Annotated in this window: 13 protein-coding genes; 2 read left to right on the forward strand and 11 right to left on the reverse strand. The window is 59.3% G+C overall.

Annotation, left to right across the window (positions count from 1 at the left end; genetic code table 11):
• Positions 1-41: 41 nt before the first annotated feature.
• The 9 genes from ACR0D8_RS15695 to ACR0D8_RS15735 form a co-directional block, all read right to left on the reverse strand.
• Positions 42-1,271 carry a YcaO-like family protein gene (locus ACR0D8_RS15695; RefSeq protein WP_480647894.1) on the reverse strand — a complete coding sequence of 410 codons (1,230 nt, stop codon included), beginning with the start codon at positions 1,269-1,271 and terminating at the stop codon, positions 42-44.
• A complete protein-coding gene (locus ACR0D8_RS15700) occupies positions 1,268-2,563 on the reverse strand; it encodes a TfuA-like protein (RefSeq protein WP_480647896.1) in 1,296 nt (431 codons plus the stop codon). Before ACR0D8_RS15700 ends, ACR0D8_RS15695 begins: the two co-directional genes overlap by 4 nt.
• A 3-nt stretch (positions 2,564-2,566) precedes the next feature.
• Entirely contained in the window at positions 2,567-4,378 is a 1,812-nt protein-coding gene (locus ACR0D8_RS15705; protein WP_480647898.1) for a sulfotransferase, read from the reverse strand.
• 25 nt (positions 4,379-4,403) lie between these two features.
• Positions 4,404-6,248: a SpoIIE family protein phosphatase gene (locus ACR0D8_RS15710; protein WP_480647900.1), complete on the reverse strand. Its 1,845-nt coding sequence runs from the start codon at positions 6,246-6,248 to the stop codon at positions 4,404-4,406.
• Positions 6,245-7,018, reverse strand: a complete 774-nt coding sequence (locus ACR0D8_RS15715; protein ID WP_480647902.1) for a hypothetical protein — start codon at positions 7,016-7,018, stop codon at positions 6,245-6,247. Before ACR0D8_RS15715 ends, ACR0D8_RS15710 begins: the two co-directional genes overlap by 4 nt.
• Complete coding sequence (locus ACR0D8_RS15720; RefSeq protein ID WP_480647904.1) at positions 7,015-8,052, reverse strand: ABC transporter substrate-binding protein; 1,038 nt, start codon at positions 8,050-8,052, stop codon at positions 7,015-7,017. Before ACR0D8_RS15720 ends, ACR0D8_RS15715 begins: the two co-directional genes overlap by 4 nt.
• A gap of 82 nt (positions 8,053-8,134) precedes the next feature.
• Positions 8,135-10,369 carry an MFS transporter gene (locus ACR0D8_RS15725; RefSeq protein WP_480647906.1) on the reverse strand — a complete coding sequence of 745 codons (2,235 nt, stop codon included), beginning with the start codon at positions 10,367-10,369 and terminating at the stop codon, positions 8,135-8,137.
• 4 nt (positions 10,370-10,373) lie between these two features.
• A complete protein-coding gene (locus ACR0D8_RS15730) occupies positions 10,374-11,132 on the reverse strand; it encodes a hypothetical protein (RefSeq protein ID WP_480647908.1) in 759 nt (252 codons plus the stop codon).
• A 16-nt stretch (positions 11,133-11,148) separates the two neighbouring features.
• Positions 11,149-11,574: an ATP-binding protein gene (locus ACR0D8_RS15735; RefSeq protein ID WP_480647910.1), complete on the reverse strand. Its 426-nt coding sequence runs from the start codon at positions 11,572-11,574 to the stop codon at positions 11,149-11,151.
• A 140-nt stretch (positions 11,575-11,714) separates the two neighbouring features.
• Between ACR0D8_RS15735 and ACR0D8_RS15740 the strand changes: the two genes are divergently transcribed.
• Together ACR0D8_RS15740 and ACR0D8_RS15745 are read left to right on the forward strand one after the other, a co-directional pair.
• Positions 11,715-12,782: a pyridoxal-phosphate dependent enzyme gene (locus ACR0D8_RS15740; RefSeq protein ID WP_480647911.1), complete on the forward strand. Its 1,068-nt coding sequence runs from the start codon at positions 11,715-11,717 to the stop codon at positions 12,780-12,782.
• A 262-nt stretch (positions 12,783-13,044) separates the two neighbouring features.
• Positions 13,045-13,374 carry a Nif11-like leader peptide family RiPP precursor gene (locus tag ACR0D8_RS15745; protein WP_475157918.1) on the forward strand — a complete coding sequence of 110 codons (330 nt, stop codon included), beginning with the start codon at positions 13,045-13,047 and terminating at the stop codon, positions 13,372-13,374.
• 150 nt (positions 13,375-13,524) lie between these two features.
• Here ACR0D8_RS15745 and ACR0D8_RS15750 read toward each other — a convergent pair whose 3' ends face one another.
• Complete coding sequence (locus tag ACR0D8_RS15750; RefSeq protein ID WP_480647914.1) at positions 13,525-14,985, reverse strand: NAD(P)/FAD-dependent oxidoreductase; 1,461 nt, start codon at positions 14,983-14,985, stop codon at positions 13,525-13,527.
• A 22-nt stretch (positions 14,986-15,007) separates the two neighbouring features.
• Positions 15,008-16,264 (reverse strand): FAD-binding oxidoreductase, encoded by a 1,257-nt coding sequence (locus tag ACR0D8_RS15755; protein ID WP_480647916.1) that lies wholly within the window; start codon positions 16,262-16,264, stop codon positions 15,008-15,010.
• Between the last annotated feature and the right edge of the window lie 150 nt (positions 16,265-16,414).

Consider the following 16,414-nt stretch of genomic DNA (forward strand, 5'->3'; position numbering starts at 1 on the left):
GCGTTGCAAATATAGTTTCGCACTATTCCGCGCGATACAACCTAAAATAGTGTTTTGTCGAACTTGAGCTTCGGGGCCAAAATCCGAGCAGCAGAGAAATTATGCGCCGGATCGCTGAGATCGAACCCGAAAACCGGACCCCGGCCATTATTCTCAAGCGCCTTAACAATCCTTCTGATTGCGATGTCCGGCCCAGACCCTGGATTCAGGTACGGGGCTTTGGAAATTGTGGCCCAGGAGGTATCGGATTTCAGGTTTCGAAAAAACGCGAAGACCGGGCTCGCCGCGGGACCCGTCACTGCGTGGACGGGTTTGCGCAGAATATCGTCCCGGGCGCCATGGATCATGCCAAGTCTGGACTGGGCTGCCTCGGTAATGGCTCGGTGCAGTGCGATCTGCGGCAGCGCATGGCATCCCCACCCGACATTGCAACTCGAACGGGCAGAACCAGAGCCTTGATCCAACAAAACAGCCCAGATGACCGGCAGATTGACAGCACCCGGAAGCGCGAACAGCCGCATTTCAGAACCCGTTTCGCGACAACGATCCAGGATCAACCGTGCAAACGGGTCGTCGACGCTGTCGGTGTCGATGATTTGCGCTCGCTGCCGCAGCAGCAGCTTGCCGTTCTGTCGCACGGCGCACATCGCGTCGCGTTCGATTACTTCGTACAGCCCATGCAGGTAAGCCTCGGCCAGTGAATTCCCCGAGGCAAGACCATTGGAACTGGTTTCGTAGTAGCCCGGTCTGCGCAGGAAATAGACGGCGCTGGAGGGCGCAAAACACGCCTGCCCGCTGCTCAGGTTTACACCCAGGGTCCATTCGCCCACAAACCGGTCATCATAGTATCGCTGCAACATGCCCGGCAGTTCATGCGGGCGCAGGATGTGGTTGGCACCCCCGCTCCGCTCGTTCGGAAGGGATTGGGCCGGGCCTTGCCAAATCCGACCAGGCAACGGGTTTTCGGCCCGATGCAACTCACAGGCCTCCATAGCGGCCGAGACACACGCGGCGGCGTCGGACAATCCCTTGCCATTGGACACCTGCAACACCATGCCGCCCGGGCGCACAGCCACCCAAGAGGGAACACCCAGAACATCCAGTTGCGTAATGGGCGCCACGCGGGTCACGCCGCATGACTTCAGATCCGGCTGGATGCGTGTCCAGGTTTCGTCCACCGAATACTTACGCATCTGGTCCAGTTGGCTGGACTGTCTCGACAATCCATCCGCGAATTGCAATCCGCTTAGATCATGCGTTTCGGTGGTCATGGCACGGCCTGCGCGAACAGCTGGTTTTCAGCGATTGACGTATCAAGCAAGGCGAGGTCCTCATGCCAGTCCGCAGCTCCGAAGAACAGCGGGCCGTGTTGCACGAGCCAAACGGCAATCGCGGTTGCCTCAGTCGCCACTTCCTCAGGCGGTGTGACGCCGGCGCGCGCCGCCCAGTCAAGCAAAACGGCCATTTCCGAAGGCACGTCCGGACCGAATCGGCACGTGACGTTCAGTTCCTGATGGGATCGCCGCGCGATCCAGGCACTGGTGGCAGCGCCCCGAAAAACGGATGATAGCTCCTCAAGCCGCAGCCCATGTAATGCCAGCCAGCTTTCCTGGGTTTGCCCCCAAGCCTTCGCATGTTCGCTTACGGTTTGAACAGCAAATTGCGATACCTCCGCCTCGCTCGGGCCTTGCCCTGCCAACGCACACCAATCTTGAAGAAACCAACGACGTCGGCTCAGACGCCACGCATCCGACAAGGCTCCGGGTTGTGCGGCGCGGGCCTGCAACTGCGCTCTCAGCGAGAGCGGCTGGCCATCTGGCTCGGTTACAAAACGCGACAGCCGCGGTTCAACATCAAGCGGCGCTGGGTTGGGGACGGGCCATTGATCAACCTCATTGCCGCCCGCAGAACCGCTGTCGGACAACAGCGCCAACGCAGCCCTTGCGTCCTGGGTTTTCAATCGCGTCCGGTCCTCAAGCGCACATTTCAACTCCGCACCGCTTAATCCCAACCGGTCGGCAGCTGTGACGATCCGATCCACTGTCCGGTTCACATGCCCCCAGGACTTGACCTGTGCAATCAGTTCACCGGCCTGCGGGCCGCTTCCGAACAACTCAACTACGATCCAACGCAGATCGACCAATGGAACGGACAGCTCGACATACCCCATCTCGGCCGGACCGTGGCTTAACGCCACCTCGTCATCCCCTTCGATCTCGCCACTTTGGAACAGCCGAAAGACCTCTCCTAACCCGACCATGCCATACGGCGCCAGTTCCAGCGCCCGCAGCGCTCCCATGCTGGATGCCCCGAATACCTCAATACCCGCCTGAAGCGCCGAAAGGATTTCGCGCTGCCAGATCGGGGTCTGAGCGTGAAAATAACCGTCTATGATCAAAACCCGGGCGGGTGGGCGCGCAAGAACGGCATAAAGATCGCCGAACTTGATTGGTGGTCGGAAGACGGCTTTGGGGTGCAGCGCCGCCGCCTCTTGCAAGGACAGGGATGGTCCCAGAAAGACAAGATCTCGGCCCGAGAGCATCTGGCAGTCTTGCACCGTCATATTCTAAACAGTCACCTGGTGCGCATCGGCTTCGGCGCAGGCGGCGGAATAGGCGACACCGCAGATGTCCTGCGCCATAAGTGCCAGTTCCGATCTGGACATTCCTTGCAGAATGTCCGGACCGGACGGGCTGATATTGGCATGGCTTTCCATTGTGATGAGGTCCTCGGATATGCCCGCCAATCGGGCCAGATCGCCTCGGCGTCTGCCCAGATCATGGGTGTGCAACACCAGCCGGCGTTGCGGCGGCAGAGCATCGAGCGTGCGCAACGTGGCGTTTGCCCAATGGCCAAGAAACCGTTCCGCAACCTTCGGCATGAACCGCGCCCGCGCCTCTTCCGAGGCAATTTCAGCCCAGTCAAAATGGCCAAACAGAAGCTGGCCATACGCCTCCATCCAGTCTGGCGGAGTGCGGCCTTTGGCCTGAAAGCCGTCATGCCAGCGCAGCAGCATTTTCAGATAGCTTTCAAACCACTCCGCAGGCGGCCTGATGGGCAGCACAAAACCGGCGTCGGGACATTGCGCCACCAACTCAGGCGCTGCAAGATGCAGGAAGCTGGCGGCATCCATCTCCAATGCGCTTTCCCGGTCGCGCCGCGCCAGAAACGAAGCCAGATCCGAAGCCGGCATCCGACGTGTCAGGGCTTCGATCGTTGCCTTCTCGGCATATTCGTTTGCCGCACGCATAGGACGGAAGAGGGTATACAGCGATGTCGTTCCGGACCTGGGCAGTCCCATGCACATCAAATGAAACCGGCGTTTCGGCCAATTCACAACCAGCGGGGCCGAAAGGGGCACGGCATCGCAGTTTCGCAACGCAGCCCGAATTGAACCGGGCAGGATTATCGGGTCTGCCGTGTCTTCCTTGGCCCGATGCACGACGTCTTCCGCAAACAGAAGACCGCTTTGTTCTCTCAGCGTTTTCGCAATCGAAACCGCATCCAGCACCATCGCGTACCACAGGCAAGTTTGACCGCGCCCGGTCATCAAAGCCGGCACAACCGCCTCAAAAAACTCGTAGACCTGACCTTGGCTCCAAGCCAGTTTTGCGCGACGCCAGACGGCGACTTCGCCGTAGCCATCCAGTTCCGCAACCTGTTTTAGTCCCGGCAGCGCCAACACATGCTGTTGCGCCTCAGCCTGAGGCAATGACTGCACGATGGTACCGATTTCACTACAGATCCTGTAGGTCATGGCCTCGGCAAGATCGGGCCGGATTCGCGCGGCCAGATCCGCAGACCACCCGGAACCAAACGGCAGATCCTCTCCGCCGCCATGCAGATAAATCAGTACTGCATCCGCCGCTTTGAGCGCCGTCGAAACATCGTCCTTTGCCGCCTGAACCCGCACCCAAAGGTGAAGCGTGTGAATGCGCCCGATATGCATCAGGTCATAGCCGAAATCCTGCTCCAACTGCGTATCAGCGATCATCGCCTGTTCAAGCCGGGTCTCGGCGGACTGCAAATCACCAAGGCGAACGTCGTGGAAAGCCATAGCCTGCTCGATCCAGCTTTGCGAAAGGGCGTTCAGCTCGGGATCGTCAGCAAATGGTGCGGCCAAACGCTGTGCTTTTTCAAAGACTTGACCGGCAGCCTCGGTTCCCTCGCGATGAAGCACCGATACCGCGTCTCGCACCGTGTCACGAACGGCTTCATAGCTGAGCAACCGGTCTGCCGACAGTTTCCCGGCTATCTGTTCCTGCATCAAACCGGCAAAAAGCTGGCCTTTCGGCCCGGTCCCAAGAGCCGGGGGCAAACTCCATCCGATGCGGGTTGCGCGGACAACATGCACCAGCCAGGTTGCAATGGTTCTCATACCCATCTCCCGTCAGACGGGCCGTTCACGCCGCCTGCTCCGCACCATCGCCCTGCGACGCCTGGCCTTTGAATTCGATCGACAGGCAGGTGATATCGTCACTGGGATCAGCGCCTTCGGTAAAGATCGAAACCGACTTCATGACGGCTTTGAGCTGGTCCGAGGGCGTGGCCCCCATCAGCGGGCGCATCGCCTCCAGCAGACGTGCTTCGCCATATTCTTCCAGTTCGGCCGACATCGCCTCGGTCACGCCGTCCGTATAGCAAAACAGGGTCTGTCCCGGTTTAAGCACGCCGGTCTCTTCCTCATAATCGAAATCCTCCCACACCGCCAACGCCGGCTGACCCTGATCGGACTTCAGGTAACGCGGTTCGGTTTCGGGGCCGACAATGACAGGCGGATTATGCCCGGCGTTGCAAAACACCATCGCGCCAGTCCGGGGGTCGATTTCAACATAGAACAGGGTGACAAACAGCATCGCGTCATTGTCGACACAAAGGTAGTTGTTCACCATGGTCACGCAGTCCGCGGGCCCCTGAGCCGACGCGGCAATTGCCCGCATCACGGTGCGCGAGATGGCCATGAACAGGGCCGCACCCATGCCTTTGTCGGAAACATCCGCGATCACGCATCCGATCTTGCCGGACGGCAAGTCGAACACATCGTAGAAGTCCCCTCCAACCTCGCGCATTGGCACCATATCCGCGGCAAAGTCCATCTCTGCCAACTCGGGAAATGTCGTTGGAAGACATTGCTGCTGAATGCGCGTCGCCACATCCAGTTCACGGTTGACCCGTTCCAACTCGGTCCGGGCTTCCATGCCTTTCCGGAAACCTTCGAACGTACCGGCAAGCCGGCCAATTTCGTCATCCGTCTTCGGCACGTTCACGGCCTGGTCGGTTTTGCCCTCGGACAACGCGTTGAGCGACCGGATCACCGCATTCAAAGGAAAGAACGATTGCCTGAGCGACCAGTTGATGAACGCAAGAAACAACGTGAGACCACTGGCGAGCGCCAGTACAGATATGGCGTTCCCGATCCTTGTTTCGCGCAGCGCGGCAGAGGCATCCTGAATACCCACAATGTGCAGTGGCGCGTCCAGAAACGCGCTGGGAACTGGCAGGCTGGCGATTTGAAGAAACCTGCTGCCATCTTCCAGAAGGGAGATGCCCGACCGGGTCGCCTGCGCACCGAGGTTGGCCCGCTCTTCTTCAATCATGGCCGAGCCGCTGCTTTGCAGGATGTCTCCATCCGCCGACAAGGTCAGAACCTGCGAACCAAACCCTTTGGCCAACTTGTCGGTTGTGCGCTGGAAAGGGCTGACGACGATGGCCGCCGCCACCGGACGCGCTTTCAAGAACAGCGGGGCTGCGGCGACATGGACCAAAGATCCATCAGCCCCGAAGGTCAGCCCTGTGGTTACGCGCCCCTGGGCCCGTAACTGGTCGAGATGCTTCGCTTGCAATATCGGTGTTTCGACCATTGGACTGTCCGATCCGCCAAGATATGTGCCATCGAAGCGGATAAATTGCGCGGCGGTGGGGTCAAGATCGGCCTGCAATTCCACAAGTTGCAACTCGATCAGATCGGCGTCCCCGTCCAGCAGTCCCTGAGCAAGCTCGCGGTTCTCCTGAAACCGGCGCGCATAGGCTTCCGCACGCTGGAATTCGACATCCTGCAGGCTTTCGAGATTGAGTTGAAGACTGGTCAGCAGCGCATTTTCCAGCCGCGTCTGCATTGCCCGTTCGCGGCTGTGCATCTCGAAAAGCAAAAGCGCCGTGAGAACCAGAAACACGACACAGACAATCGTGGTGATCCGGCTGCGCAGGCTGAGCCGTGCAAGTGCCGCAGTGTCGGAGCCGGACGTCATCGGGCCGACTCCTTCCCGCGTTTTGCGTAGACGAGCGACGGGGTGCCGCCGACATTTTTCAATGCGACGCCTTCATAGCCTGCCCGTAGGCGTTGCTCATGTTCTTCTGCGTCTGCCATCAGCGGGACCGGTTGGCGGTCAACCGCAAATGCGGGTTGGTCTGGCAGGGTCCGAACCAGAACAAATCGCAAGGCATCGTATTTGCGGATCAAACGTTGAACCGTCAGGCCGCAGCGCAACAGGTTCGACAAGGAAAAACTGTTTTGGGGCGAGGCCATCGAGATCATGGTTTTGCGCCCCAATGCCCGCGCCCGCTCCATGCGATACCCGGTCAGATAGCGTTGCAGGCCAAACCCGCGCCGATGCGGCAAAACGCCTGTCCCGTCCAAATGCGCAACCAGGGCAAGCTGTGCCGCGTCCTCCATCCCCAGGTCGTGGCCAAAATTTGCCGGATCGGACGCGGTTGGCAAACCCACAACGGTATATCCGGCCAACTGATGCCTGAGCCCGGCATGCTCCCAAAGGCCCCAGACCTCCCCGGCGCTTGTAAGGTGTTCGGCAAAGAATTCATCTTTTTCGCGTACGAAGGGTGCAGGCTGCTGATCGCTCAGATGATGCAGCTTTGCATGCAATGCCGTCAGCATGTCCAGATCGCCGATATCCATTTTGCGAAGTGCCAGACCGTTTGGCAGCGCACCGGGCCAATCCCCTTGTAACGGCGCCTGACCTCCGTCTGCGTTGGCCGGCCCATGGGATGCTGCGGCCATCATTCGGGCTCTCCTTCAAGGATGCGGGCAAACTCCAAAATATCCAGGGGCGGGAACACTCCGATACGCAGCGCCACGTTCATGCGCACGATGTAGGTGAACCGCGCCAGAGTGCTGATTGGAATTTCCTCGGCCGCTTCACCATCGAGAAGAATTCGTTCGATCAGCGATCCGTTGAGAAGGCCCAGATTGTAATAGGGCGTGACCAGCCCGACCAATGCATCCCCTTCAAGGATTTCAAGCTCTGTTCCGGTAAAGCTTGGGATTCCGTATGACAGGGCCTCGCCAATTATGGTTTCCTGGTTTGCGCCCACGAAATTGTCCGGACCTATATACAAAAACTGGATGTCCTGCGCAGCCATCCGGGCGATCAATTCCGGCAAGGTCGCGGGGTCAGGCTGACCTTCGGAAACGTCCTCCTCGCTGGTGTTTGCCTCGTCTTCCGCGCCGGTTTCGCCCTGGGTCTCGGCTTGCCGCTCTTTGAGAGGAACCGGGATAGCCACAAGCTCAATGCCGATTTCTTCGGTAAGCGCCCGCATCTGGTGCATGTTCAGAACCGAGTTATCCTCGCGTGGATTGAAGATCATCCCGATCCGGGTCACCTCGCGATAGGCCTGCATCGCCTTAAGTTGCGAGTCCAACGGCACCGTATGTGAACTGCCTGTCAGGTTTCGCCCACTGCCATCAAAATCGGGGACGACTTTGGACTGAACCGGATAAGACACCATCGTGAAAAGAACCGGTGTTTGCGATGTCGGAAACGCGGCCGTGTCCTCTTCATAGGTTCCGACCGCGGCCAAAGTTGCCGATGTCCCCCATGTGTACAGCAGATCAGGCTCAAGCTCCTTTGCTTGCCGAACAAGGCGTGCGAAACGCGAGCTGTTGCGATTGGCACTGAGGCAGGTGACGTTGAACGTCAGCTCACGGCTGTCGAGATAGGCCTGAACCCCTTGCTCAACGGGGGTCGGGCCACGCCACAGGACCATCACGATATGGGGCGCTCCATCCACATGCGGACGTTCGCAAAGGTCTGGCATCTGCTCCTGCGCCTGCAAGCTACCGGCACCAAAGAGCATCGCCAACGTCAGGGCACAGCAGCGCGCGAAAGCGGCGCGGGGATTACACAGCCTCAACATCGTACCCCCTCGCCCCGCGTGTCTTCAGGTCGTAATCCTCGGACCGCAAGCCTGAAACAAGGAAGAAGGCTGCAAAGCCGGTGCCTGTGACCACGGACAACCCGCCCAGAATTGCCGCCGCGCCTGCCAAACCCCAATATTGCGACAGGATACCGGCAAGCAGTGGTCCGATGACCGACCCAACCCGTTCAGTCATGCGATAGATACCCAGGACCCGACCCGGCCCGTATGTCTCGATCTCGCGCTGCGCCAGGATCGTAAACAGGGCCGACTGGGCCGAAATACTCATGGCCTGCGCAATGCCAAGGATCAGGACCGACCAGGCGACGGCCGAAACGGTTGCGCCATAGGCCAAGGGCACTAACCCCCACCCCGTCAACAGGGCTCCGACGCTTACCATAAAGGCGTGCAGCCCGAACCGGTCGCACAGCCGGGAGAACAGAGACATGAGGATCAATGCCGACGCCCCGTATAGCATCGTGATACGGCCGATTTCATTGCTCGTCGCCCCTATATCGGTCAGAAGCAGGGGCACCAGAAAGAACAGGAAACCTGACAGCAGGAGTTTAGCCGGCAAAGCCGCCAGCAGGGCGGCAACCACAAATCGCGGCTGGCTCATGCATTCAATGACGATCTTGGGTTCGAACCCGAAATGCGTCGACTTGTAGGACTGCGCCGCATCGCTGCGGCCATCCAGCAACCGCATCGCCAGCAATATGCTGAATACGCCCAGTCCTGCTGCAACCAAAAGCGCGGGTTGAAAACCGAACTGCTCGGCCAGAATGCCGCCAATCGCCGGCCCGCAGACATCCGCCGCCATGATGCCACCCACAAAAACAGACATGCCGCGTGTGCGATTGGCCGTGGTGGTCTGGTCAATCACCTGTCCTTGGCAGGACAAAAAGCACAATGCATACCCGACCCCGGAAACAGTTCGGGCCAAAATCAGAGTGGCCAGGCTGGGAGCAAATGCAGTAGCCACCAAACCGAGGCTGGCCAGCGCAGCGCCAATCATAAAGCCATTCCTGCGCCCGACCCTGTCGGCCCAGCCTGCCGCAAGCGTACCGACCACCGCGGCCCCCAGCATGAAGGCCGAGATCGGAACCGCGATCAGAAGGGTGCTGTCCGTACCGTTGATCGTCTGCGCGGGTCCGCTGCCCAGCACTTCCGAGATGAATTGCGGCAGAAACGGTCGCGTCAGCTCTTCCGTCATCACAAACAGGAACGCGGCGCCGCGCACACCTGCCAGATGGGCAGCCGTGCCAATCTTGTTGCGCCCGTCCTCCACAAACTCGCCAACCGCCTTAAGGCGAGTGCGCATCCGATCCGCATCGGCTGCGTCGGCAAACCCGGCTTCAATGCGCGCCTTCAGATCCGCCATCCGCGTCGACAACGTTTCAAGCAGCGCATTGCCTGCCCGTATCGCGCGGCGCATGGATACCCCGCCGGCCGGCTTTTCCAACCGACGAAAATCTTTGCCTACCAGCGCATTGAGCAGTCTGGTCACCTGGGCCAGCGGGCCGCTGATGCTGGCGGACATTACAACCAGCAATATCTCGACAGCCAGCACGACAGCCACAAAGACCATGACCATGATATCGGCGGCAGCATCCAGCAGTTGCTGCGCAACAAATGTTTCGTCAATTCGGGTGACGATCTGCCCGAATTCTGTTCCATCCAGGGTCACAAGCGGCAACACGACGACGCCGCTTCCGTCGGTATCACCGTGTGTGAAGCTGCCCAGGCTCGACATCTCTGGCGACAGCCAGCGCAGCAGTTCGCTTTGCATCGTGGCGGGCAACACCTGCAGGCCACGGTCCCGCATTCGATCGGGGTCCGCCTGCTGCGAACTGTTCGACGCTTCGGTATCAGCTCCGGTTTGGTTCGGGTTCGACTGCGCCCGACCCGAGGCATACATCACAACGCCGCTGGGGGATGTCAGAACGATGCTGGAAATGCCATGGCTGCCTTCCAGTGCGCGGTCAAGATACTCGTCCACCTTGGCCAGCCCTTCATAGGGTATCCCCATCGCCACGGCGCTTTCGATGCGCCCGCGCACGCGTTCGGTAACGACCAGCGCGTTGGTTTCAAGAATGGGTCGAACATTGCGTTCGAGCAACCCGATTGAGCGCAGGCCCAAGGCGCCCACGGACAAAACGAGACATAAAACCGCCACCGAAAGAATAAAGAAGGCAAAACGTCTGGACATCTGGTCCATCAGGTCACCCCCTGCCCGGCTTGGCTGTCTGCGACGGGCGAGACAAGCGCTGTAATTCTGTGTCCAGATCATCCAGTTCTGTTTGGCTGGTGCGGTAGGCGTTCATGGCGCTGTGCGATAGCTGATCCAGTTGATCGCCACTCACCTCAGGCGCTGTATCAGACGGTATCCCGCTGTCCAACTGCGCTGTCAGACGGTCCAGCCTTTGATCGATACGTCGCGCGGCCATCAGGCTGGCCACTCCGATCACGCCGATGCAGGCCGCAAGCAACACTGCGGCTTCCATGGACAGGATGCGGGCGGACTCGGCCAGAATAGTCTGTGCGCCTGTCGGGTCATAAGACACCTCAACGCGCCCGACCACCGCGCCAAATGAGTTGATGATCGGCTCTGACACTGTTGCAATATCTGTGGCCTGCGCCCCTTCCCGACCTTCTGCCTGAGACTGACGGGAAAGGATCTCTTCCCCATTCTCGGCAACCAGCCGGATGGCCAGAACCTCGGCGTCGGACTCCAGCCTGTCTTCGATCTGCGCCGATACGTTGGATACGATCTCTTCGACCCCAAGGCCAAAATTCACCCCGGTTTCGATATTGGCGCGCAGGTCGGACGCGACAATTCTGTAGCGCCCGTCAACTGCCTGAGTCAAAGCGGTAGAAAGCTTTGCCATCGTCAGTGCGACCGCCGCAGCCAGAGCAATGGCAAATGCAACCGCCAGATAGGCGATGAGCCTTGCTGCAAAGCTCCCAACCAGCTCACGCATAATTGTCTTCGCCTTCCTATTCGCCCTCGCGGCCCAACGTTTTACGCAGACGCATCACATTCATATTGCCGGCTCTTTCATAGCTTACGTCGTCCATGACCTGGCGAACGAGAAACACGCCTAGCCCGCCGACCTTGCGATGGTCAACATCCAGCGTCACGTCCGGCTCGACCACGTCCAGCGGATTGAACTTCCGGCCATGATCTCTCAACTCACAGATGAGATCCCCGTTCTGGCGCCGCAGGGCAACCTCAAGCTCGGATGTTTGCCCCTCATCAAAGCCATAGTTTATGGCGTTGGTGACCAGTTCCTCCAGTGCAAGCTTGACCTGAAATGCATCGGCATCCGGCACATCCATGGCCACAAGGGCCTGATCCAGCTGGTCCAGCAAGCCCGGCACAGCCGAAAGTGTGTTGGCGAGCTGGATTTCGGCTTTCAACATCTGAAATGTCACCTTCTGATCCATCCGCCAAACAGCGCGCATTATTCACAATTTTGTGCTTGCTTCTATCTTAGATTGTATAGCTTCACCCAAATGACAGCTAGAAGAAATTTCAAATCACCCCAACGGAGTGTGCAACTGTGCCAATCGGTTCTTCAACCACCTACCTTCGGAACGCCCATTGGTCGCCCACACATCCCGGAGCGGAATTTGCCGCGCAATCCGACCGCATCCTTTCCGACATCGCAGATCATCCTGCCATGACGGTAACCCCTTTGATCCAAGACATGCGCAACAGTCAGGGGCGTGTAAGCTGCTGGATCAAGGATGAAGGCAAACGCTTTGCCGACGAGGGCCTGTCGTGTTTCAAGGCGCTTGGTGTTCTTGGCGTTTTGGCCGCAAAACCGGATCTGGCACATGCGGACAGGTTCGTCTGCGCGTCCGATGGCAATCACGGTCGCGCCGTCGCCTGGGCCGCGCAGGGTCTGGATGTTGCCGCGACCGTCTATCTGCCTGCATCGGTGCCACAAGAGAACTTTGACCGGATCAGGCAGTTTGGCGCGCAAACCGTGGCGGTCGAGCGCGGCTACGATCAGGCGATCGCCGCAGCGGCCGACGACGCGCATAAGACCGGGGCTGTCGAGTTTTCCGACACAGGTCGCCCCGGATGTGAGGAGATCCCCTATCTGACGCTTTTTGGCTATGGCCGGATCGTGGATGAAATCCTTGAACAATTGCCATCCCCTCCCACACATGTCCTGATGCCGGCAGGTGTCGGTGCGTTGGCGGCCGGTGTGGCGGCGCGGTTTGCCACAAGGTTAGGCCCACAGATGCCGCGCATCATCACCGTTGAACCTGTTCACGTGGCGCCTGTTGCCGCCAGTCTGGAGGCTGGGAAACTGAATAGTGTTCCCGAAGGCGCCAAAACCTCGATGGACTGCCTCGCCTGTGAGACACCGTCCAATGTTGCCTGGAACCTTCTGCACGAGCGGCTTTTCAGCGCCATGGCCATTTCCGACCCCGCAGCCCTAAAGGCAATGAACGACCTTCGATCTTCACAGGTTTTCACCCAGCCATCCGGAGCGGCGGCCTTCGCGGGGTTGCAGGAAATCCTCTCGGATTCAGCGCTGCGGGCTCGCGCCGGGCTCGACAGGACGGCCAACGTGGTTTCTCTGGTGACCGAAGGGCCGTCGCTGACTTCGGGGTAGGCACAGCGTAAATGTCGACGTAAACCAAGCCCGCCGAATATGCTCGTGTTTGCCGCGCATTCAGCGGGCGGGGTTTTCCTTCGCACATCCCGCAGCTCAGGCAATTTCATTCCGGTTTCAAATTACGGCGCTTGATTTTTGATGGGTCCTCGGTACAATTTATTCGTGTAAAGAAAAACAAAGCCATTTGGTTTGGTTGTGCGACCGGTCGCAAACCCAGCATTGATTTGACCCGTGGCAAAACGAGAGAAGGGACAATGCAATGAGTGTCGAAGACCTTAAGGAATATGCACGCCGCTGTGCTAGCGATCCGGACTTGCGGGCCAAGGCGAAAGAGATTGGCGCAACCAATCTGGATGGCCAGATTGAGCATGCGGCATCCATGGGATTGACCTGGACCAAGGAAGACATGGCTGCTTTCCAGGAAGAGATGCAGGCCGATGGCGAGCTTGGCGAAGATGATCTGGAAAAAGTTGCCGGTGGCGTTGTGACCACCACCGCCGCGGCCGCAGCAGCCGTTGTCGGCGCAGCGACCGCCGTGGTTGGCACTGCTGCCGCAGTTACAACTACCACCAGCGGCAGCGGTTGGTAATCTGATTAGACAATCGGTTCGAAGGGGCGGGGCACACCCGCCCCTTTTTTATTTCCGACCTGAGCAATATCCACTTCAGGTTGAAACGTTTAACCCCACACGGTGAATGTCCGGGCCCCCACATCACCTACCCGCCGATGGGGGCTTGGTTCAGGTGACCGAGGTAACCGGCCTGGGTGCGCGCGTCGTATGTTCGGGCATGACCCATTCACCATGCTCATCAATTGCCAACACATTGCGGATCGCGGGCAAAGCAGCAATCGGCGTCGCCTTTGGCGGGCCATCGTAAGCCAATTGGAAGGAATTGTACCCGCGCATCATGGTCAGGTTTCTCTGTGCCCGTGCGTGCAGATCCGCATCGGAGCAGGACGCGCCACTCACGTTCAGCCCTCCGGGATTATCCGATGAATGCCCCCATTCCATGAGCACCCCATTGCTGTTTTGCAACAAGCCGCGCAGCCAGCCGACATAATCCTGTGACCGCTTTTCCATATCGTAAAGACCCGAAAGCCCGGCGTAGAACACGGCAAATTCCTGTCGCAGGCGGCTCTCGTATTCGGCCATGGCGATATCTTCGGGTATCGCGCCAGACAGAGTGGCCTTAATCGAACGTGCTGCAAGAAGCGCTCCGTAGGTGGCCAGATGCACACCTGACGACAGAAGCACATCCACAAAACAGGCGGCATCGCCAATCTGCACGACGCCCGGCGCGCTGAAGGCGTTGGAGGCATAAGAGTAATCGGCGCACAGGCTCACCTGATCGTAAGGGGCCTGCTCTGCCGGTGAGGCGTCGCGCAACAGCTCGGTTATCCGTGGACAGGTCGAAAGCCAATTTGCCAAACCTACTCGTGGGTCTACACGAAGATGGGCCAGGCAGTCGCGCGGGGCAACCACGCCCACGCTGGTCAGCCCGTTTCGCAGCGGAATATACCAGACCCAAGCCGTTCCATGTTCGGTTTCCAGTGTCTCGAAAAACACGTTCCCGTCCAGCGGTGCGTCAAGCCGCCCTCCGCCTGTCCAGTATCCCCAAACCGCCACTTTGCGAAAAAAGTGCGAGTGTTGGCGCCTGTCCAACTCGGGGATGTTCAGGCGCATCTGCCCCGTGGCATTCACGACATACCTTGCGTGCAACGCATCTTGCTTTGCGCTCTGCCGGTGAGTGTAGGTCACGCTGCGGCCTTGTTGCGCGTCGCCGTCACCGACGGAAATTGCGTCACACCCCCTGAGGAGCGTTGCGCCGCAATTCTGCGCGCTGGACAGAAGGATTTCGTCAAAACTCGCACGATCAACGTTGAGGGCCAGGGGCGGATCGTCGGCCTGGTCGGGGCCGAAGGCGAGGGTCCAGATGTCCTGTTTGTCAGCGCCCCAGCAAAAGGTGGCCCCGCGCTTCACCGTATAGTCTTGGGCGTCAACGGCGCCCTGGGCACCGATCAGGGGCAAAACCTGCCGCAGTGTGGCTGGCAGCAACGATTCACCGATGCGATAGCGCGGCCCGGTCTCTCTTTCCAGCAGGACGGTAGACAGACCAGCCTTGGCGCACAGACCCGCCATCACCGATCCTGCGGGACCGCCGCCAATTACCGCGACATCTGCTGTGTGCGCTACGTCCATATTTGCCTCTCAGGCCGACGGGCTAGGTATTCAAAACACGCTGCGTGGCGGCTGCAAGCCTGCGAATCTGAGCAACGGTAACAGGTTCCGTCTGTTTTGATCGCTGAATCTCTCCGATGTTCACAAGGCTTTGCGGATCATACTTCTTCTTCAAAGCACAAAACGTCGCCCAAGTCTCTGCGTCGTAATAGTCGGCATAGTCCAGCGACCGGCTCAGGTTCTCGGCTTGTACGTATAGACGACCGCCTTCATCAATAACGGACGAGACAAAGTCCTGCTCGGCTGCGACAAGCGCGGCTTCCACCTCTGGCCTGCCGATGCCACGGCACAGCGCCATCACCCCCATTAGAACGAAATCTTCATCCCGCGGGTACAGTAGCGGCGGCACCGGGGCGCGTCGCTTCACAAGGTACCGGAAGCCGATGGGCTCTCCATTCAGAGACGGCCCGACCCATCCACCGCTGGGCTCCAGCGTGGCGGAGTGTCGGTTGCTCCAATCCCCGAGCAACGTCCAGAACCGGTCTTCGTCGGCGACCGGAACCATGGCCGAGAACCAATAGAGCCAGTCGATGCCATCCGGTCCCGGCAGGTCGTTTGTTTCGGAGGGGTTGAGCGGGTTGGTGACCGGTATTCTGCCCTTTTGGCCAACAGAAAACCGATTGTTCTCGCCCGGAACGGACTGAAGTCGAAGGGTCACGTCCAGGATCAAACCAAATTGACCCATTGCCGCGAAAATCCAATGGAAATCTGAATCCTCCGGGGCCAGCCTTCGCAATTCTCCGCGGCCATCGAGCAGAGTAAGTGCCGCGACATGAGCCCAAAAGCCGCCATGTGTTTCCGAGATAGAGACAAAACCGTCATTCGACTCGCGACGCGTTGCAGCCTCTCGCGTGGTAGGCGGCACGCGCAGCCCCATGCCTCCGGCGTTGACATAGCCACCTAGTGTCGGGCCTGCCCATCCACCGTTAAAGACCGGCAAGCTCATCCCATGAGCCGCTGCGAAATCGCGGATATCCCACATGATGGCACCGCTGCCGACCCGCAGCAGGTCGGGTTCCACGACTTCGAACTGGTTCAGGCCATGCGTCAGGAAAAGTGTTTCGCCCCTTCTGGGCAGGCTTGCGCCGCTCAGACTATGGCCGCTGCCCCGTACCCGCAGCCGTTGTCCACGAGAGAGTTCCTCGCGCCATTGCGCGATAGCTTCCGCATCGGATTGGGGCGCGCGCAAAGACGGATCGAGCGGCGTAAGATATAGTTTTCCGTAATCAGCGAGTGGCATCAAAGGGTCTTTTGCTCATGTCTGACCGGGCGAAACTGGATTTCCGAATCTTGCCAGACTGATTTGATTAGCGCGAGCCGAGGCAATTCCCAGCGCGGCATCGTTTCGCTATTTCCTAACAAAATACCCTCCGAACATCCGCCCGGAGGG

The sequence above is a fragment of the Ruegeria sp. BG10 genome (assembly GCF_056538575.1).